Source organism: Nitratireductor pacificus pht-3B (genome assembly GCF_000300335.1).
Classification (GTDB): Bacteria; Pseudomonadota; Alphaproteobacteria; order Rhizobiales; family Rhizobiaceae; genus Nitratireductor; species Nitratireductor pacificus.
Genome location: NZ_AMRM01000032.1, coordinates 1 through 17,699, shown reverse-complemented (window position 1 = coordinate 17,699; position 17,699 = coordinate 1). Strand labels below are relative to the sequence as shown.

General features: G+C 65.6%; 16 protein-coding genes and 1 tRNA gene. 14 read left to right on the top strand and 3 right to left on the bottom strand.

The window, feature by feature from the left end; genetic code table 11:
• Nucleotides 1–19: 19 nt before the first annotated feature.
• The 7 genes from NA2_RS20425 (at nt 20) to NA2_RS20395 (ending at nt 6,114) form a co-directional block, all read left to right on the top strand.
• Nucleotides 20–244, top strand: a complete 225-nt coding sequence (locus NA2_RS20425; protein WP_008599165.1) for a twin-arginine translocase TatA/TatE family subunit — start codon at nt 20–22, stop codon at nt 242–244.
• A gap of 59 nt (nt 245–303) precedes the next feature.
• The gene (gene tatB, locus NA2_RS20420) at nt 304–843 is read left to right on the top strand and encodes a Sec-independent protein translocase protein TatB (RefSeq protein ID WP_040678860.1); all 540 of its coding nucleotides are present in this window, start codon (nt 304–306) and stop codon (nt 841–843) included.
• Complete coding sequence (tatC, locus tag NA2_RS20415) at nt 840–1,673, top strand: twin-arginine translocase subunit TatC (protein WP_008599163.1); 834 nt, start codon at nt 840–842, stop codon at nt 1,671–1,673. Before tatB ends, tatC begins: the two co-directional genes overlap by 4 nt.
• Nucleotides 1,674–1,739: 66 nt before the next feature.
• Nucleotides 1,740–3,023 carry a serine--tRNA ligase gene (gene serS, locus NA2_RS20410; protein WP_008599162.1) on the top strand — a complete coding sequence of 428 codons (1,284 nt, stop codon included), beginning with the start codon at nt 1,740–1,742 and terminating at the stop codon, nt 3,021–3,023.
• Between the two features lie 4 nt (nt 3,024–3,027).
• A complete protein-coding gene (gene surE / locus NA2_RS20405) occupies nt 3,028–3,786 on the top strand; it encodes a 5'/3'-nucleotidase SurE (protein WP_008599161.1) in 759 nt (252 codons plus the stop codon).
• A complete protein-coding gene (locus NA2_RS20400; protein WP_008599160.1) occupies nt 3,786–4,436 on the top strand; it encodes a protein-L-isoaspartate(D-aspartate) O-methyltransferase in 651 nt (216 codons plus the stop codon). Before surE ends, NA2_RS20400 begins: the two co-directional genes overlap by 1 nt.
• A 109-nt stretch (nt 4,437–4,545) precedes the next feature.
• Nucleotides 4,546–6,114, top strand: coding sequence for a peptidoglycan DD-metalloendopeptidase family protein (locus NA2_RS20395; protein WP_040678855.1), 1,569 nt, complete (start codon nt 4,546–4,548; stop codon nt 6,112–6,114).
• Nucleotides 6,115–6,224: 110 nt separating this feature from the next.
• Here NA2_RS20395 and NA2_RS20390 read toward each other — a convergent pair whose 3' ends face one another.
• Entirely contained in the window at nt 6,225–7,103 is an 879-nt protein-coding gene (locus tag NA2_RS20390) for an ATP-binding protein (RefSeq protein ID WP_008599158.1), read from the bottom strand.
• Between the two features lie 225 nt (nt 7,104–7,328).
• On the opposite strand from NA2_RS20390, the gene yajC reads away from it, so the two are divergent.
• The 5 genes from yajC (at nt 7,329) to NA2_RS20365 (ending at nt 13,513) form a co-directional block, all read left to right on the top strand.
• A complete protein-coding gene (yajC, locus tag NA2_RS20385) occupies nt 7,329–7,670 on the top strand; it encodes a preprotein translocase subunit YajC (protein WP_008599157.1) in 342 nt (113 codons plus the stop codon).
• Between the two features lie 169 nt (nt 7,671–7,839).
• Nucleotides 7,840–10,410 carry a protein translocase subunit SecDF gene (gene secDF / locus NA2_RS20380; RefSeq protein WP_008599156.1) on the top strand — a complete coding sequence of 857 codons (2,571 nt, stop codon included), beginning with the start codon at nt 7,840–7,842 and terminating at the stop codon, nt 10,408–10,410.
• Entirely contained in the window at nt 10,410–10,799 is a 390-nt protein-coding gene (locus NA2_RS20375; RefSeq protein ID WP_008599155.1) for an Mth938-like domain-containing protein, read from the top strand. Before secDF ends, NA2_RS20375 begins: the two co-directional genes overlap by 1 nt.
• 1 nt (nt 10,800) lies before the next feature.
• Nucleotides 10,801–11,646, top strand: coding sequence for a phytoene/squalene synthase family protein (locus tag NA2_RS20370; RefSeq protein ID WP_008599154.1), 846 nt, complete (start codon nt 10,801–10,803; stop codon nt 11,644–11,646).
• Nucleotides 11,647–11,758: 112 nt separating this feature from the next.
• A complete protein-coding gene (locus tag NA2_RS20365; RefSeq protein WP_008599153.1) occupies nt 11,759–13,513 on the top strand; it encodes a DUF4153 domain-containing protein in 1,755 nt (584 codons plus the stop codon).
• 38 nt (nt 13,514–13,551) lie between these two features.
• Here NA2_RS20365 and trmFO read toward each other — a convergent pair whose 3' ends face one another.
• Together trmFO and NA2_RS21690 are read right to left on the bottom strand one after the other, a co-directional pair.
• Complete coding sequence (gene trmFO / locus NA2_RS20360) at nt 13,552–14,955, bottom strand: methylenetetrahydrofolate--tRNA-(uracil(54)-C(5))-methyltransferase (FADH(2)-oxidizing) TrmFO (protein WP_008599152.1); 1,404 nt, start codon at nt 14,953–14,955, stop codon at nt 13,552–13,554.
• A 557-nt stretch (nt 14,956–15,512) separates the two neighbouring features.
• Nucleotides 15,513–15,653 (bottom strand): DUF1127 domain-containing protein, encoded by a 141-nt coding sequence (locus tag NA2_RS21690; RefSeq protein WP_008599151.1) that lies wholly within the window; start codon nt 15,651–15,653, stop codon nt 15,513–15,515.
• Nucleotides 15,654–15,997: 344 nt separating this feature from the next.
• Between NA2_RS21690 and NA2_RS20355 the strand changes: the two genes are divergently transcribed.
• Nucleotides 15,998–16,082: transfer RNA gene (locus tag NA2_RS20355), tRNA-Leu, on the top strand.
• Between the two features lie 89 nt (nt 16,083–16,171).
• Complete coding sequence (gene tig / locus NA2_RS20350; RefSeq protein WP_008599150.1) at nt 16,172–17,608, top strand: trigger factor; 1,437 nt, start codon at nt 16,172–16,174, stop codon at nt 17,606–17,608.
• Nucleotides 17,609–17,699: the final 91 nt, after the last annotated feature.

The window sequence follows — 17,699 nt, the reverse complement described above, 5'->3', positions numbered from 1 at the left end:
ATTGGCGAAAGAGACTGACATGGGTTCCTTTTCTATCTGGCACTGGCTGATCGTGCTCGTGGTGGTGCTGCTCCTGTTCGGACGCGGCAAGATCCCCGAGCTGATGGGCGACATGGCCAAAGGCATCAAGAGCTTCAAGAAAGGCATGTCCGACGAGGACGAAGACACGACCAAGACGGTCGAGCATCAGGCCGACGAGCCGATCAAGGATGCGGCCAAACCGAGCAAGAAGAAAGCCGGCTGATTCGGCCGGCTTCGCTCGTGAACGGCCTCTGCGGCCCATCGCCCTCACTCTGGTGACATATGTTTGACGTTGGCTGGCCTGAAATGCTGGTGATCGCCATCGTCCTGATCGTCGTGGTCGGGCCGAAGGATTTGCCGCGCATGCTGCGCACGTTCGGGCGCACGACCGCGAAGCTGCGCGGCATGGCGGGCGATTTCAGGAAGCAGTTCGACGAGGCGCTGAAGGAAGCCGAGCTTGACGACGTCAAGACCCTGGTTGACGACGCCCGCAAGCTCGATCCGCGCAGCGAGATCAGGAAGCATCTCAATCCGATCGAGAAGGTCGGCCAGGACATCCGCGCCGGTCTCGACGCGGCCATGAAGCCGCAACCGGCCGCGACCGCCGCCAGCGAGCCACGCCCGGCCGAGCCGGTGAAGGGCGGCGCGACCAACCTGCCCGGCGAGGGCAAGCCGGCGGCCAAGGCCCCGGCGACGAAGACCTCTGCGGCAAAGACGCCGGCGTCGAAGGCAAAGGCTTCGGCCAGCAAGACGCCGGCGAAGCCGAAAACCGCGGCGGCCAAGCCCGCTGCCAGGAAGAAAGCCAGCGGAGCCGCCTCGTGAGCGCCGACGAAAAAGACGACATCGATCAGTCCTCGGCGCCGCTGCTCGATCATCTGATCGAGCTGCGCTCGCGCCTGATCTGGGCCATTGGCGGCTTCTTCATCGCCTTCCTTGCCTGCTTCTTCTTCGCCAAGCAGATCTTCAACCTGCTGGTCATCCCGTTTCAGTGGGCGACGTCCTGGGCCGGCCTCGACGCGAGCAAGGTGGACCTGATCTACACCGCCCCGCAGGAATTCTTCTTCACGCAGATCAAGCTGGCCATGTTCGGCGGCGTGGTGCTGGCGTTCCCGATCATTGCCCTGCAGGTCTACAAATTCGTCGCGCCGGGTCTCTACAAGAACGAGCGGCGCGCCTTCATGCCCTTCCTCATCGCGTCGCCGATCCTGTTCCTGATCGGGGCGGCGCTGGTCTATTTCTTCTTCACGCCGATGGTGATGTGGTTCTTCCTGTCGATGCAGCAGGTGGGGCCGGAGAACACGGTGCAGATCTCCCTGCTGCCGAAGGTCTCCGAATATCTCGGCCTGATCATGACGCTGATGCTGTCCTTCGGCCTGGTGTTCCAGTTGCCGGTGGTGACGACGCTGATGGCCCGCGTCGGCCTGCTGACGTCGCAGGGCCTCGTCGACAAGCGCAAATACGCCATCGTCGCCGCCTTCATCGCCGCCGCCATCCTGACGCCGCCCGATCCGGTGAGCCAGATCGGCCTTGCGCTGCCGACCATCCTTCTCTACGAGATTGCCATCTGGGCCGCCCGCATGGTCGAGCGCAATCGCGAGCAGGAGAAGGCCGCGGCTGACGAGACCGGCGACGCGGACCAGCCGACCGCCTAGACTGAAGGCAATTCCTGTCGCTGTCGGGGCGGTTGTTCACAATCACTCCGCGATCGGAACCCTGCCATGCTCGACATCAAATGGATTCGCGAGAACCCGCAAGCGCTCGACGAAGCGCTGAGGAAGCGCGGCGCGAATCCCGAAAGCCAAAAGCTCCTGGAACTCGATGAAGCGCGCCGTCAGCACCTGACGAAGCTGCAGGAGGCGCAGGAGCGCCGCAACGCCGCCTCCAAGGAGATCGGCAAGGCGATGGCTTCCGGCGACAAGGCGCTGGCCGAGACGCTGAAGGCGGAAGTGGCCGAGCTGAAGGGTTTCGTCCAGGAGGGCGAGGCCGAGGAGCGCCGCCACGACGCCGCGCTGCGCGACGCGCTCGCCCGCCTTCCCAACATCCCGCTCGACGACGTGCCGGAAGGCGCCGACGAGAGCGGCAATGTCGAGATCCGCAAGGTCGGTGAAGCCGGCCGCAAAAACTCGGCAAGGGAGCATTTCGAAATCGGCGAGGCGCTCGGCCTGATGGATTTCGAGCGCGCGGCAAAGCTGTCGGGCTCGCGCTTCACGGTCCTGTCGGGTGGGCTTGCAAGGCTCGAACGCGCGCTCGGCCAGTTCATGCTCGACCTGCACACGACAGAACACGGCTACACGGAAGTGCAGCCACCGCTTCTGGTGCGCGACGACGCCATGTTCGGCACCGGGCAGTTGCCGAAATTCGCGGAGGATCTGTTCCGCGCCGGGGACGATCATTGGCTCATCCCGACCGCCGAGGTCTCGCTCACAAATCTCGTGCGTGAGGAGATACTCGATGGTGAAAAGCTGCCGCTGCGCTTTACCGCATTGACGCCCTGCTTCCGCTCGGAGGCTGGTTCGGCCGGCCGCGATACGCGCGGCATGCTGCGCCAGCACCAGTTCTACAAGGTCGAGCTTGTGTCGATCACCGACGCGGAATCGTCGATCGCCGAGCACGAGCGCATGACGGAATGCGCCGAGGCGGTGCTGAAGAAGCTCGATCTGCCGTTCCGCACCATGGTCCTGTGCACCGGCGACATGGGCTTCGGGGCGCGCAAGACCTACGATCTGGAAGTCTGGCTGCCCGGCCAGAACGCCTATCGCGAGATTTCGTCCTGCTCGGTCTGCGGCGATTTCCAGGGGCGGCGCATGAACGCCCGCTACCGCGCCGGCGGCGACAAGCAGACGCATTTCGTCCACACGCTGAACGGCTCGGGCACAGCCGTCGGCCGGGCGCTGATCGCCGTCATGGAGAACTACCAGAACGAGGACGGCAGCGTGACCGTGCCGGACGTTCTGCGCCCCTATATGGGCGGCCTGGAGAAGATCGAAGCAGTGAAGGACTGAAATCTTGCGCATTCTGCTGACCAATGACGACGGCATTCACGCCGAGGGCCTTGCTGTTCTCGAGCGCATTGCCAGGACCCTTTCCGACGATGTCTGGGTTGTGGCACCGGAGACCGACCAGTCGGGCTTTGCGCATTCGCTGTCGCTCTCCGAACCGCTCAGGATGCGCAGGATCGACGACCGTCATTTCGCGCTGCGCGGCACGCCGACGGATTGCGTCATCATGGGTGTCCGCCATGTCATGGACGCGCCGCCGGACCTGATCCTATCGGGCGTCAACAACGGAACCAACATCGCCGACGACGTCACCTATTCCGGCACGGTGGCGGGGGCGATGGAGGGCACGCTGCTCGGCATCCGCTCCATTGCGCTCAGCCAAGCCTACGATTTCACGGACGAAAGCCGCTTCGTGCCCTTCGGCACCGCCGAGGCGCTGGCGCCGCCGCTGCTGAAGCGGCTTGTCGAAACGCCCTTGCCGGAAGGCGTGTTCCTCAACCTGAACTTTCCCAATTGCCCGCCCGAGGAGGCGAAGGGCGCGCTCGTCACGGCGCAGGGCAAGCTCGTGCACGGCCTGTGGGTCGAGGAGCGCCGGGACGGGCGCAATTTCCCCTATTACTGGCTCCGCTTCGGCCGCAAGCAGGCGGACATCCGGACGGGCAGCGACCAGGCGGCCATTCGCGACAACTTCGTTTCGGTGACGCCGCTTCATCTCGATCTGACCGCGCACGAGGTGCGCGAACGGTTGACCAAGGCGCTTGCATGATGGCCGCCGACGCCGAGCGCGAGGGGTTCGCTGCCTTCATGCTGCGCATGCGCGCGCGGGGCCTGGGCAGCAAGGCGCTGTTCTCGGCCATGGAGATGACGCCACGCGCCGGCTTCATTCCCTCGCAATGGACCGGCGCGGCCTGGTCGGAGCGCATGCTGCCGATCGGTTGCGGTGAGGCCATCGAGGGGTGCGATCTCCAGGCGCAGGTGATCGAGGCGCTTGAGCTGTCGTCGGGCCACCGTGTTCTGGAGATCGGCACGGGGTCGGGCTTCACCGCCGCCGTCATCGCGCGCCTGTCAGGCCGGGTCGTCAGCCTCGACCGCTACAGGACGCTGGTTGCGGAGGCACAGGCACGCTGGGAATCACTCGGGGTCGCCAATGCCGTGGCGCGCCATGCCGACGGCAGGGACGGCCTCGCCGGCGAGGGGCCCTTCGACCGGATTGTCGCCTGGGCGGCGTTCGACGATCTGCCGCGCCGTTTCGTCGATCAGCTGGCGACCGGAGGGATCATGATCTGCCCCGTGGGGCCGGAAGAAGAGCCGCAGACGATGATGAAGCTCGTCAAGATCGGCAGCCGCTTCGAGCGGACCGATCTCGCCTGCGTGCGTCTCCAGCCCCTGCTGAAAGGTGCCGCCGAAGCCATTTGACGGGCGGCAGGCGTGGGATTCCAACAATTTCTGCGGGGTCCTTAACCGCTGGGTAACATTAACGCGATCTAATTGTCCGTGTTCAAGTATTGGGTACGCGGGTAGTCTCATGCGTTGCATCACACGGAAATTCGAGCGCACTCTGGTGCGTGGAGCGGCTGTCATTCTTGTGGGTGGCGCCGTGGCCGGTTGCAGTTCCGATGTCTCACGCTTTCGCGCCAGCGACTTCGCCGACGGCCGGTCGTCGGTCAATCGCAATGTCGCGATGGCCCCGGTCAGCCAGCCTTATCCCGGTGACAGCGGCTACAATACGGCCGGTCTCGACACGACCGCGACCGGCTCAATCAACCGCCAGGCCGTCCGCCCTGCGGGACTTGTGGGCGGCGTCGCACAGCAGCCGCTGCCGGCGCCGGGCGCGAACCGCATGAACCAGCCGGTGACGCTGGCGCCTCCCGCCGCATCCGCCCCGATCCAGCGCCAGCCGATCGCCGCGCCCGTGCAGCAGCCCGCGCCGGTCGTCGCGGCACGTCCGGAACTCGACACGACGGCGACCGGTTCCGTCGCGCAGCCGGCCCGGACCGGCGATGCCGGCAGCACGGTCGTCACCGTGCGCGAAGGGGACACCGCCTACAGTCTCTCGCGCCGCTTCGGTGTGCCCGCCGGGGTGATCCTCAGCGCCAACGGTCTGCCCCGGGATGCCGGCCTGCAGATCGGGCAGCAGCTGGTCATTCCGAGCTATGCCTATTCGCGCAGTGCCACGCAGCAGGCTGCGGCCCCCGGCGCCAGTCAGCAGCAGGAAAACACCCGGACGGCGGCGCGCGAACCGGCGCCCAGCCAGCCGGCACCCCAGCGCGAGCCGCAGGAGCGACTGGCCGTGCTACCCGAAACGCCGAAGCCGCGCGCGCGGCCCGACCGCGCCGAGGCGAACAATGCGACGGCAAGCAACAGCAACGGTGCTGGCGGTGTCTACACCGTCGCCTCCGGTGACACGCTCTACGGGATCGCGCGCAAGACTGGCGCCAGCGCCGCCAGCATCAAGACAGCGAACGGATTGTCCGACGGCTATCTGCAGATCGGCCAGAAACTAACCATCCCGGCCGCCGGCGCCGCTCCCGCCACGCAGGTGGCGAGCGCTCCCAGGCAGAATGCGGTCGATACGACCACGACCAGCGCCACCCCGCGTGCACCCGAACCGGCGGCCAACCCGGCGCCGGTCAGGGCGAACGCCAAGCCGGCCGAAGGCACAAGCCAGGTGGCCGCGGTGGCCCGGGACAACACCGCCGCAGCACCCGATTCGACGGGCATCGGCAAGTTGCGCTGGCCGGTGCGCGGGCGCATCGTCTCCGGCTTCGGCAGCACGTCCGGTTCGGTCCGCAATGACGGCATCGACATTTCCGTTCCGGCCGGGACGGCGGTGAAGGCGGCGGAGAACGGCGTCGTGATCTATGCCGGCGACGGCTTGAAGGAATTCGGCAACACCGTTCTTGTGCGCCATGACGACGGCATGGTCACGGTCTACGGCCATGCCAGCGCCCTGCGTGTCAAGCGCGGCGAGAAGGTCAAGCGCGGCCAGGAGATCGCGCTGTCGGGCATGAGCGGCAATGCGGAGAGCCCGAAGCTGCACTTCGAGGTGCGCAAGAACGCGACACCGGTCAATCCGACCGGCTATCTCGAATAGACTTTCGCGAATAACGAAGAACGATTGCGGTCTGCCAGACCTCCGGTCAGGCCGCGCCTTAACCCGCCCGCGAGGGCGGGTTCTTTATTGAGCGATGGCGGCCGCTCCCGTCATCCCTCCAGCCGCTTGCCGAGGCGGCCGGCCAGGTCCTGGATGAACTGCCAGGCGACGCGGCCGGAGCGGCTGCCGCGCGTGGTGGCCCATTCGAGTGCGTCGGCGCGCAGCGCATCGGGATCGGTGTCCAGCCCGTAATGGCGGACATAGCCGTCGATCATCGCCAGATACTCCTCCTGCGAACACTTGTGGAAGCCGAGCCACAGGCCGAAACGGTCCGACAGCGATACCTTCTCCTCCACCGCCTCCGACGGGTTGATGGCGGTCGAACGCTCGTTCTCGATCATGTCGCGCGGCAGGAGATGGCGCCGGTTGGACGTGGCGTAGAGGATCACATTGGCCGGACGTCCCTCGACGCCGCCCTCGAGCGCAGCCTTCAGCGATTTGTAGGACGTGTCGTCCTGGTCGAAGGACAGATCGTCGCAGAACAGGATGAAGCGGAACGGCGCGGCCTTCAGCAATGCCATGAGCTGCGGCAGGGTCTCGATGTCCTCGCGGTGGATCTCCACCAGCTTCAAGGGCGGCTGGCCTGCCGCCGCGGTCCGGTTCACATCGGCGTGGATCGCCTTCACCAGCGAAGACTTGCCCATCCCGCGCGCCCCCCACAGGAGCACGTTGTTCGCCGGCAGGTCGCGGGCGAAGCGCCCGGTGTTGTCCGCCAGGATGTCGCGCACCCGATCGACGCCCCGGATCAGGCCGAGTTCCACACGGTTGACCTTCTCCACGGGGAGGAGGCTCCGGTCCTCCGCATGCCAGACAAAACAGTCCGCCGCATCGAAGCGCGCGGGAGGAGAGGCAGGCGGCCCCAGGCGCTCCACGGCGGCGATCAGCCGGTCGAGCTTGTCGTTCAGCGCTTCGATATCGATGTCGGGCATGATTCTCCCTCGGGAAGCTGCATGAGAGGCGATCCGGCAAGTGTACCGTACGGTACGGTTCTGTCATAGGGCCGGTCTCTTTGCAAGCCGCGCTCCCCTTGTGGCGGTACGCCCGGCAAACAGTGGCGCACAAAGCTGGCGAACAGTTGCAATGGAGGGGCGAAAGTCTATATTCCGGCCACATTTACGATCAGCCGGCCCGCCGGCGCATATCAGGAGCATCCCATGTTCATTACCCCGGCATACGCACAGGCTGGCGGCGCCACTCCGGACATTTTTGTCAGCATTCTGCCGTTCGTGCTGATTTTCGTCATCATGTACTTCCTCATCATCCGGCCGCAGCGCCAGCAGATGAAGAAGCGCACCGAGATGTTGGCTGCCGTGCGGCGTGGCGACACGGTGGTGACGGGCGGCGGCCTGGTCGGCAAGGTGACGAAGGTCGTCAACGACCACGAGCTTGAGATCGACCTGGGCGGCGGCAACAAGGTCACGGCGGTCCGCTCGATGCTTGCCGAGGTGCGCGTCAAGGGCGAGCCGGTGGCCGACAACACCTCGGCCAAGAAATAACCGCATTAGATCGCCATGCGTCCTTTCGGACGCAAAAGGGACGATCTAGATCATTGAGGGAGTATCGGAACAACCGAAAACCGGATTCCATTTTTCGGTCCGATGCTCTGGGACGTGATTGCCGGGGAGGGCCGCTTCTGCGGCCTTCGACCCGAACCCAAGAGGCACCATGCTACACTTCTCGCGCTGGCAAACGATCCTCATCTGGCTGGCCGTGGCGCTCGGCATCGCCTATGCGGCGCCGAACATCATCCCGGCCTCCTATCTGTCGTCCCTGCCGAACTGGGCGCCGACGCGTCCGATGACGCTCGGCCTCGATCTCCAGGGTGGCTCGCACATCCTGCTGCAGATCGAGCAGGACGAACTGATCGAGGAGCGGATCGTCACCACGCGCGACGACATCCGCCGCCTGCTCCGCGACAAGAGGATCGGCTATACCGGTCTGACGGGATCGGGGCAGAGCGTGCAGGTGCGCATTCGCGATGCCGGCGATGTCGCGGCGGCGAAGGAAGCGCTGGCGGAGCTGACCCAACCCATCGCCTCGGGCCTGTTCGGCGGCGGCACGGTGACCGAACTGACGCTGAGCGAGCCGGAGCCGGGGCTTCTGCGCTTCTCGCTCACGGATGAAGGCATCGAGTACCGCACGACGTCGGCGCTGACGCAGTCCATCGAGGTGGTCGGCCGGCGCGTCAACGAGCTGGGCACGACCGAGCCGGTCATCCAGCGTCAGGGCGACGACCGGATTCTGGTGCAGGTTCCGGGGCTGCAGGACCCGCAGCGCCTGAAGGACATCCTCGGCCAGACCGCCAAGATGACCTTCCAGATGGTCGATCAGTCGATGCCCGTTCAGGAGGCCATTGCCGGCCGTCCGCCGATCGGCACATCCGTCAAATATTCGATGGACGATCCGCCCGTTCCCTACCTGATCGAGGATCGGGTCATCGTTTCGGGCGAGAATCTCGTCGATGCGCAGGCGACCTTCGACCAGCGTACCAACGAACCCGTCGTCAGCTTCCGCTTTGACACGAAGGGCGCGACGCGCTTCGGCCAGGCGACGCAGGAGAATGTCAGCCGGCTGTTCGCCATCATTCTGGATGATCAGGTCATCTCCGCGCCGCAGATCCGCGAGCCGATCCTCGGCGGAACGGGCCAGATTTCCGGCAGCTTCACCGTCCAGAGCGCCAATGACCTGGCGGTTCTGCTGCGTGCCGGCGCGCTGCCGGCGACGCTGACCATCATCGAGGAACGAACGGTCGGACCGGGCCTCGGCCAGGATTCCATCGACGCCGGCAAGATCGCTTCGATAATCGGCGCCGTGCTTGTCGTCGCCTTCATGATTGCCGCCTATGGCCTGCTCGGTGTGTTCGCCGTGATCGCGCTGGTCGCGAACGTGACGATGATCATTGCCATTCTTTCCGCGCTCGGCGCGACGCTGACCCTTCCGGGCATTGCCGGCATCGTGCTGACCATCGGCATGGCGGTCGATTCCAGCGTGCTGATCTTCGAGCGCATACGCGAGGAGCGCGCCGGCGGTCGTTCCTTGATCCAGGCGGTCGACACGGGCTTCTCGAAGGCCCTGGCGACCATCGTCGACGCCAACGTGACGACCCTGATCGCCGCCATCATCCTGTTCTATCTGGGATCGGGACCCGTGCGCGGCTTCGCGGTGACGCTCGCCATCGGCATCGCGACCACCGTGTTCACGGCGTATACGCTGACCCGCTGGATCATCGCCGAATGGGTGCGCCGCCGCCGGCCGAAGGAACTGCCGCGCACGCCGATGAAGCTGGTGCCCGACGAGACGCGCATCGGTTTCATGAAGCTGCGTCGCGTGACCTTCTCGCTGTCGGCCATCGCCTCCATCGCGGCCGTCGCCCTGTTCATGACCTTCAACATGAATTACGGCATCGACTTCCGCGGCGGCTCGTCGATCGAGGTGCAGTCCCGCGAGGGACCGGCCGATCTCGCCGACATCCGCTCGCGGCTTTCCGAGCTCAATCTGGGCGAGGTCCAGGTGCAGGAGTTCGGCGATCCGCGCGAGGTTCTGATCCGCGTTCAGGCGCAGGACGGCGGCGACAATGCCGAGCAGACCGTCATCACCAAGATGCGCGGCGAGCTGGAGGATGCCTACGAGTTCCGCCGCGTCGAGGTGGTCGGTCCGACCGTCTCGAGCGAACTGGCGCGGGCCGGCACCATCGCCGTTCTCGCCTCGCTCTTCGCCATCCTGATCTATATCTGGCTGCGCTTCGAATGGCAGTTCGCCGTCGGGGCGATCCTGGCGACGCTGCATGATGTCATCATGACCATCGGCTTCTTCGTCATCACGGGCATAGAGTTCAACCTGACCAGTATCGCCGCGATCCTGACCATTGTCGGCTATTCGCTGAACGATACGGTCGTGGTGTACGACCGCGTGCGCGAGAACCTGAGGCGCTTCAAGAAGATGCCTCTGCCGGAGCTTCTCAACCTGTCGATGAACCAGACGCTGTCGCGCACCACCATGACCTCGGTGACGACGCTCCTGGCGCTGGTCGCCCTGTTCATCTTCGGCGGCGAGGTGATCCGCTCGTTCACGGCGGCGATGATCTTCGGCGTGGTGATCGGCACCTACTCGTCGATCTTCATCGCGGCACCGCTGCTGATCCTGTTCCGCATGCGCGCCACCGGCGCGCAGGGCGGGACGGCAGATGAGGGTGATGCGGCGGACGGCGGGACCGCCGGTCAGTTGCCGGCGAAGTGATGTCTGCCGGTCTCCAGATGCGCGCGGCCCATTTCCCCGGTCGCGCGCCCATCGACGCCTATGGCAATGGCGGCTTCCGCTTCGCCGACATGTCGCATCGCGGCTCGATCCTCTGCCTGCCTTCGGGCATTCACGGCTGGGACGTGGCGGCATTCGAACCTGTGACGGAGAGCGACTATGCGAAGCTGCTGGCGGAGGCCGGGACGTTCGACATCCTGCTCATAGGCACCGGCAAGACGCTGATCCCGCTTCCGGCGGCGTTGCGCAAACGCTTCCGCGAGGCGGGTGTCGCGGTCGAGATGATGGCTACCGGCGCCGCCGTCCGCACCTACAACGTCCTGCTCGCGGAAAGCCGGTCCGTCGCCGCGGCGCTGGTCGCCGTCGACTGAGATGGCAGCCGCGCCGGACCATGCACTGTCGGTGCTGCGCCAGGCCGATCCAGACCGCTATCTTTCCGTACTCTATGCACCGGCGGACAGGCGCGGGGCACTGTCCGCGCTCTACGCCTTCAACGCCGAGATTGCCGCGATCCGCGATCGCGTCAGCGAACCGCTGCCGGGCGCCGTGCGCCTGCAGTTCTGGCGTGATGTCCTGAGCGGGCAGATGCCGGATGCCGCCGCGAGCGCGCCCCTGGCGGCCGCGCTGCTCGACACGGTCCGGACGTTTGACCTGCCCGTCCAGCCTCTGCTCGACATGCTCGATGCGCGCGAGTTCGATCTCTACGACGACCCGATGCCGAGCCGCAACGATCTGGAGGGTTATTGCGGCGAGACCACATCCGCGCTGATCCAGCTTGCCGCGCTGGTGCTCGATCCCGTCGCGGCGCAGCGAACGGGCGAGACGGCCGGCCATGCCGGCTGCGCCCAGGCGATCGCCGGCCTGTTGCGGTCGCTGCCGATCCACCGCCGGCGGGGCCAGTGCTACATCCCGGCCGATCTTCTGGCCGCGGCTGGCACGACCCGCGAGGCTCTGCTGGCCGGCAACGACCCGCAGGGCGCGCATCGCGCCGTGATGGCGATGATCGCGCTGGGCCGCGAGCACGCGCGGATCTTCGAGAGGGCGGCCAAGGGGCTTCCGCGGCGCCTGCTTCCGGCCTACCTGCCCGCCGGTCTCGCTCCGCTTTATTTCGACCGGATGGCCGGCGGCCGCGTCGATCCGATGGATCAGCGCGCGAGCATTGCCCCGTGGCGGCGCCACTGGACGATGCTGGGTCTTGCGATGCGGGGCTGGGGCTGAGACGCGGCGCGCGCGCGTTCCGGCTTGGCTGCCGGCCTGGAAGGTGCCGCATTTCCGCCCCGCTTGGCTGGTCTTTGTGGCACGGGCATTCGTGCATCGAAGGGGAACAGCGTTGACCACACAAGCAGCAATATCCTCCGTCCCGTCTGGGTGGCGGTCGGCGCTTCTGGAAACGCTTGCGGCCACGCGCGCTGCGGTCCTGCGCTTTCCGCTGAGCGCGCTGCTTCTTCTGCTCGCGGCGCTGTACGCCAATCTCCTGGCCGCCGATGTCCGGGTTTTTCCGAATGATGCCTTGGCCCCGGCGCGATCGGACGACCTGATCGTCGCGCTGATCGCCGCCGCACTGGCGGCCCTTTCGGGCAAGCTGTTCGTCGAATCGCGATTTCAGTCAGGCTGGCGCGCGGTGCTCGTCCCGTTCGCATGCGGGCTCGCCGCCTTCGCGGTCATGTGGCCCGGCATCACCGGCGTGACCACGGAATGGGCCTTCATGATGGCGCTGATCGGCGTCGTGCCGCTCGCTCCCTTTGTCGGACGCGGAACGAGCGCCGCCTTCTGGATGTTCGCCGCGCATCTGGTTTTTGCCGCATTGCTCGCCCTGTTGGCGCTCGGCCTGTTCGGTGGCGGGATCTCGGCGATCCTCGCCAGCCTGACCCATCTGTTCGGCATCGACATTCCGGGGGATCTCTACGAGCACGTCTGGCTGTCGATCGGCCTGTTCGTCGCGCCGCTGTTCGGCATGGGACAGACGCCGAGGGATTTTTCCGTCGAGCCCGGCCGGCACGAATCCGACTTCATGCAGCGCGGCATGCGCGCGCTCGGCGATTTCGCGGCCGTGCCCCTGCTGATCGTCTATGCGGTGATCCTGCATCTCTATGCATTGAAGATCGTGCTCACGCGGAGCGTGCCGGATGGCCAGATCGGCTGGCTTGTCCTGACCTACGGGTTCTGCATCTTCGCCGTCCTGATCCTGACACGGCCCTTCCTCGACACCGCCCGCGCGCCGTCGCGCTTCTTCGTGCGCTTCTGGCCGCTCCTGCTGCCGATACCGCTCGCGCTTCTGGCCTATGCGCTGGTCCTGCGCGTGGGCGCTTTCGGCATCACGGTCGACCGCTTCCTCCTCGGGCTTTTCGGCGCAGTTTCGGCGCTCCTCGTCCTGGCGCAGCTCTGGCCGCGCCTGCGCGGCGACACGCGGGTCATCGCCGGTCTGCCGGTGCTGGCGCTGCTCCTCGGCAGTTTCGGCCCGCAAGGCGCGCTCTCCCGGTCGGTGGCCGACCAGTCGGCGCGGTTCCTGGCGATCGTCAACAACCCGCCTGTCGAAGGAGAGGATCACGATCGGGCGCTTTCGGCGCTGCTCTTCCTGTCCGGTGAGCGGAGCCTCCAGTCGGTGGCGCCGGAAGGGTTCGACGTGACCGCGCCCGGCCGTTCCTATCGCGACGTCGCCGTCGCCTGGGGGCTGGACCCCGACCGTGCGCGCAAGCAGCCGGACGATACGGTGGTCGTGAACAGCTCCGAACCGATGGCCCTTGTCGTCGCGGGGTTCGACACCGTGTTGCTCAACGCGCAGCTCTATCCGGCCGGAGGCGAAACCAGCCGGATCGACCTGCCGGACGGCGCGCGGCTGTCCCTGAGCCTGCAGGAGAATGTGATCGGCCTCGGCATCGACGACGAACCGGTGACGCGCTTTCCGGTGAGCGACGAGCAGGTCGCGGAGATGGTGGAACAGGGAAGGGGGGCGACGCTGACTCTGACGGCCGACGGCCGGACGATCATGCTCGCACCGACCTATTTCCACGCCGAACTGAAGCCCGGCTCGCAGATTCGCAACATCTCCGGGACGATCTTCATCCGCCGCGCCGAGTGGCGCTGAGCGCCCCGCGCAACGCTTCCGTGAAACGTTGAGCAGGTCTATTCGGCGGCGATGCCTGCGGTTTCCTGCTCCAGCCAGCGCCTGCAGTCGGCCAGCGCGCGGGCGCTCATGGCGCGTTTCTTGGCGACGGTCTTTTCCTTGCCGCGCAGCCGCCGGCCCTCGGGCTTCGGGACGTCCACGGGAGGAAACAGCCCGAAATTGACGTTCATCGGCTGGAAGGACCGCTTACCCGGTTCGTCGGCCGAGAGAATATGCCCGCCGGTGATGTGGTTGAGCAGCGCGCCGAAGGCGGTTGTCACGGGCGGCGGGGCAAAGGCGTGCCCGAGCCGCGATGCGGCCGCGAAGCGCCCGGCGAGCAGGCCCATCGCCGCGCTTTCCACATAGCCTTCGCAACCGGTGATCTGTCCGGCAAAACGCAGGCCCGGGCGGCTCTTCAACTGCAACGTTCCGTCGAGCAGGGCGGGCGAATTGAGATAGGTGTTGCGGTGCAGGCCACCGAGCCTGGCGAACTCGGCGTTCTCGAGACCCGGAATCATCCGGAAGATACCGGTCTGCGCGCCGTATTTCAGCTTCGTCTGGAAACCGACCATGTTGTAGAGCGTGCCGAGCGCATTGTCCTGGCGCAACTGGACGACGGCATAGGGCTTCTCGTCCGGTTTGTGCGCGTTGGTCAGGCCCATCGGTTTCATCGGCCCGTGGCGCAAGGTCTCCGGCCCGCGTTCGGCCATGACCTCGATCGGCAGGCAGCCGTCGAAATAGGGCGTGCCTTCCCATTCCTTGAACTCGGTCTTCTCGCCGTCGAGCAGGGCCTGGATGAAGGCCTCGTACTGCGCCTTGTCCATCGGACAGTTGATGTAGTCCTTGCCGGTGCCGCCGGGGCCCACCTTGTCGTAGCGCGACTGGAACCAGGCGACATCGAGATCGATGGTGTCGAAATGCACGATCGGGGCGATGGCGTCGAAGAAGGCGAGCGATTCAGCCCCGGTGCTGACGGCGATCGCCTCGGCGAGCGCCGGCGCCGTCAGCGGACCCGTGGCGATGATCGCCTGATCCCACGCCTCTGGCGGCAGGCCGGTGATCTCCTCGCGGGCGATGGTGATCAGCGGATGCGCTTCGAGCGCGGCGGTCACGGCCTCGGAAAAGCCGACCCGGTCGACCGCCAGCGCGCCGCCCGCCGGAACCTGGTTCTCGTCGCCCGAGCGCATGATCAGCGAACCGGCAAGGCGCATTTCCGCATGCAGCACGCCGACGGCGTTGGTCTCCGCGTCGTCCGAGCGGAAGGAGTTGGAACAGACGAGTTCCGCCAGACCATCCGTCTGGTGAGCGTCCGTGCCGCGCACGGGGCGCATCTCGTGGAGGACGACCGGCACGCCGGCTTCCGCCGCCTGCCATGCCGCTTCCGATCCGGCGAGGCCGCCGCCGATGATGTGAATTGGTTTCATGGGAAGGACATAGGCCGCGGCGGCTTGGAATGCAATTGAGCGAACGCCGTCTTCGAGACGTTGCCGGCCGGGGCGATGGGGAGAGACGGAACATAAAAAAACAACACCCGCCGAGGGAGGAGGTTCGGCGGGTGTCGTTATGGGGTGACCGGCATTTTGGGAGGAGGAGGTGCCGGTCATATCCGCCGAGGTTGGGAGGAGGTAACCTCGACGAAACTGTCAAATCTGTCTGCGACCGGCTCCATATAGGTGGCCGCCGCTGGAAAACAACACCCGCCGAGGGAGGAGGTTCGGCGGGTGTCGTTTTGGGTGACCGACATCCGGGAGGAGGAGGTGCCGGTCGTTCCGTGAAGGTCGGGAGGAGGTGACCTTCAGGGAAGCCTTGAAACTGGTCCGGCTATGCGCTTTGCAGCTGCTGCTTCACCGGGGAAACAACCCCCGCCGAGGGAGGAGGTTCGGCGGGTGTCGTTTTGGGTGGCCGGCAATCGGGAGGAGGAGGATGCCGGCCGCATTCGTCAGGATCGGGAGGAGGTGATCCTGGCGAAATTCAAAACTCGTTAGACCGACTTGCGCGCCACGAACGGGATGTCGCCGCGGGAAATGCCGAGGTCGTTCAGTTCGCGGTTGGACAGGCGGCTCAGCTCGTTGACGGTCTGCCGGTAGCGGCGCCAGTTGCGGTAGTTGCGGATGATGTTCATGTCGTTGCTCGCTTCGTTCAAATCATGAATTCGTTGTGACCAGGAGATAGTCTCATCGAGCCATGCTTTGAAGTGCCAATGTTGCATGACAGCAATGCAAATTGTGCAATGCAACATGGCTCTTTTGCGGCTGCAGCATGGCGGAAGCGGGAAGCGGTTATCGGACCCGAAACGAATCCTTGCGGAGCGTGCTCCCGAGGCCTCTGGAACGCCGGTCCGGGGCGGCCTCGCGGGAGGACGTAAAAAAGCCCGGAAACTTGCCAATTTCACTTTGATAGACTAGGTGCAGGTGATATAGAACCCCGCGCTTTCGGAAGCTTGAGGCGTATCTTGGGGCTTTCGGAGCGGGTGTGGTGGAATTGGTAGACACGCAGGATTTAGGTTCCTGTGGCGCAAGCCGTGGGGGTTCAAGTCCCTCCACCCGCACCAGAAGGGCCAACTCCGGCACGAATTCCCCGACAGAACGAGCGTTGGGCGCCGTGAACGCGGCGATGCAAGCGAATACAAAGGTTTGATGGATGCAGGTTACCGAGACTCTCAACTCAGGGCTCAAGCGCGAACTGAAGGTCACCGTCCCGGCCAAGGATCTGGAGGCGCGCCTTGAGCAACGCCTCGACGACGCCAAGGGCAAGGTGAACCTGAAGGGCTTCCGGCCCGGCAAGGTGCCGGCCCAGCACCTGCGCCGTGTCTATGGCAAATCTCTGATGGCCGAGGTCGTCAACGAGATCCTCTCCGACACGCAGAAGCTTCTTTCCGACCGCGGTGAGAAGCCGGCCATGCAGCCGGAAATCTCGATGACCGAGGACGAGAAGGAAGCCGAGAAGGTTCTGGCCGGCCAGGCTGACTTCGAATTCTCCATGTCCTACGAGGTCATTCCGCCGATCGAGCTGAAGGACTTCTCCGACATCAAGATCACGCGTCTGGTCTACTCCGTGCCGGACGACGAGGTCGATGAGCAGGTCAAGCGCGTCGCTGACTCCGCCCGCACCTACGAGGTGAAGAAGGGCAAGGCCGCCGAAGGCGACAAGGTCAAGCTCGACTATCTCGGCAAGATCGGTGGCGAGCCCTTCGACGGCGGCGCGGCCGAGGATTCCGAGGTGGTGATCGGCTTCAACCAGTTCATCGCCGGTTTCGAGGAGCAGCTCGTCGGTCTCAAGGCCGGTGACGAGACCACCATCAAGGTGACGTTCCCCGAGGAATATGCCGCTGAACATCTGGCCGGCAAGGAAGCCGAGTTCGACATCAAGGTCAAGGAAGTCTCCAAGCCGAACGATCTGGAGATCAACGACGAGACCGCCAAGATGCTTGGTCTGGAATCGGCGGAGAAGCTGCGCGAGATCGTTCGCGGCCAGCTCGAGAACCAGTTCGGCCAGGTGACCCGCCAGAAGGCCAAGCGGCAGATTCTCGATGCGCTCGACGAGGCCTACAAGTTCGAGGCGCCGTCCAGGCTCGTCGAGGCCGAGTTCGGCAACATCTGGAGCCAGGTGACCCGCGATCTTGAGACCGCCGGCCGCAGCTTCGAGGACGAGGACACGACCGAGGAGGAGGCGCGCGAAGAGTATCAGCGCCTGGCCGAGCGTCGGGTGCGTCTGGGCCTGGTGCTCTCCGAGATCGGCGAGAAGGCCGCCGTGCAGGTCAGCGACGAGGAGATGCAGCGTGCGCTGATCGAATCGATCCGCCGCTATCCCGCCCACCAGCAGCAGGAAATCTACGAGTTCTACCGCCAGAACCCGCAGGCGACGGCCAACATCCGCGCGCCGCTGTTCGAGGAGAAGGTCATCGACCATCTCCTCGCGGAGATTTCCGTGACCGACAAGAACGTGTCGCGCGACGAGCTGATGGCGGACGACGACGAGGAAGCCGAGGCCAAGCCGGCGAAGAAGGAAAAGCCTGCGGCCAAGAAGAAGGCCGCGCCGAAGAAGGCTGCCGCCAAGAAGGAGGAGGGCGACGCATAAGCCGTCCTGCCCACCGGAAAGATGATGAAAGGCCGCCGTTCAGGCGGCCTTTTTCGTTCCGGCGCCGTGCGTGGTTCGACAGGCTCACCAT

Excerpts from the sequence above, each read along its gene's own strand:
- NA2_RS20425 (WP_008599165.1), top strand. The coding sequence starts at position 20 with ATGGGTTCCTTTTCTATCTGGCACTGGCTGATCGTGCTCGTGGTGGTG.
- tatB (WP_040678860.1), top strand. The coding sequence starts at position 304 with ATGTTTGACGTTGGCTGGCCTGAAATGCTGGTGATCGCCATCGTCCTG.
- serS (WP_008599162.1), top strand. The coding sequence starts at position 1,740 with ATGCTCGACATCAAATGGATTCGCGAGAACCCGCAAGCGCTCGACGAA.
- NA2_RS20400 (WP_008599160.1), top strand. The coding sequence starts at position 3,786 with ATGGCCGCCGACGCCGAGCGCGAGGGGTTCGCTGCCTTCATGCTGCGC.
- NA2_RS20395 (WP_040678855.1), top strand. The coding sequence starts at position 4,546 with ATGCGTTGCATCACACGGAAATTCGAGCGCACTCTGGTGCGTGGAGCG.
- NA2_RS20390 (WP_008599158.1), bottom strand. The coding sequence starts at position 7,103 with ATGCCCGACATCGATATCGAAGCGCTGAACGACAAGCTCGACCGGCTG.
- yajC (WP_008599157.1), top strand. The coding sequence starts at position 7,329 with ATGTTCATTACCCCGGCATACGCACAGGCTGGCGGCGCCACTCCGGAC.
- secDF (WP_008599156.1), top strand. The coding sequence starts at position 7,840 with ATGCTACACTTCTCGCGCTGGCAAACGATCCTCATCTGGCTGGCCGTG.
- NA2_RS20375 (WP_008599155.1), top strand. The coding sequence starts at position 10,410 with ATGTCTGCCGGTCTCCAGATGCGCGCGGCCCATTTCCCCGGTCGCGCG.
- NA2_RS20370 (WP_008599154.1), top strand. The coding sequence starts at position 10,801 with ATGGCAGCCGCGCCGGACCATGCACTGTCGGTGCTGCGCCAGGCCGAT.
- trmFO (WP_008599152.1), bottom strand. The coding sequence starts at position 14,955 with ATGAAACCAATTCACATCATCGGCGGCGGCCTCGCCGGATCGGAAGCG.
- NA2_RS21690 (WP_008599151.1), bottom strand. The coding sequence starts at position 15,653 with ATGAACATCATCCGCAACTACCGCAACTGGCGCCGCTACCGGCAGACC.
- tig (WP_008599150.1), top strand. The coding sequence starts at position 16,172 with ATGCAGGTTACCGAGACTCTCAACTCAGGGCTCAAGCGCGAACTGAAG.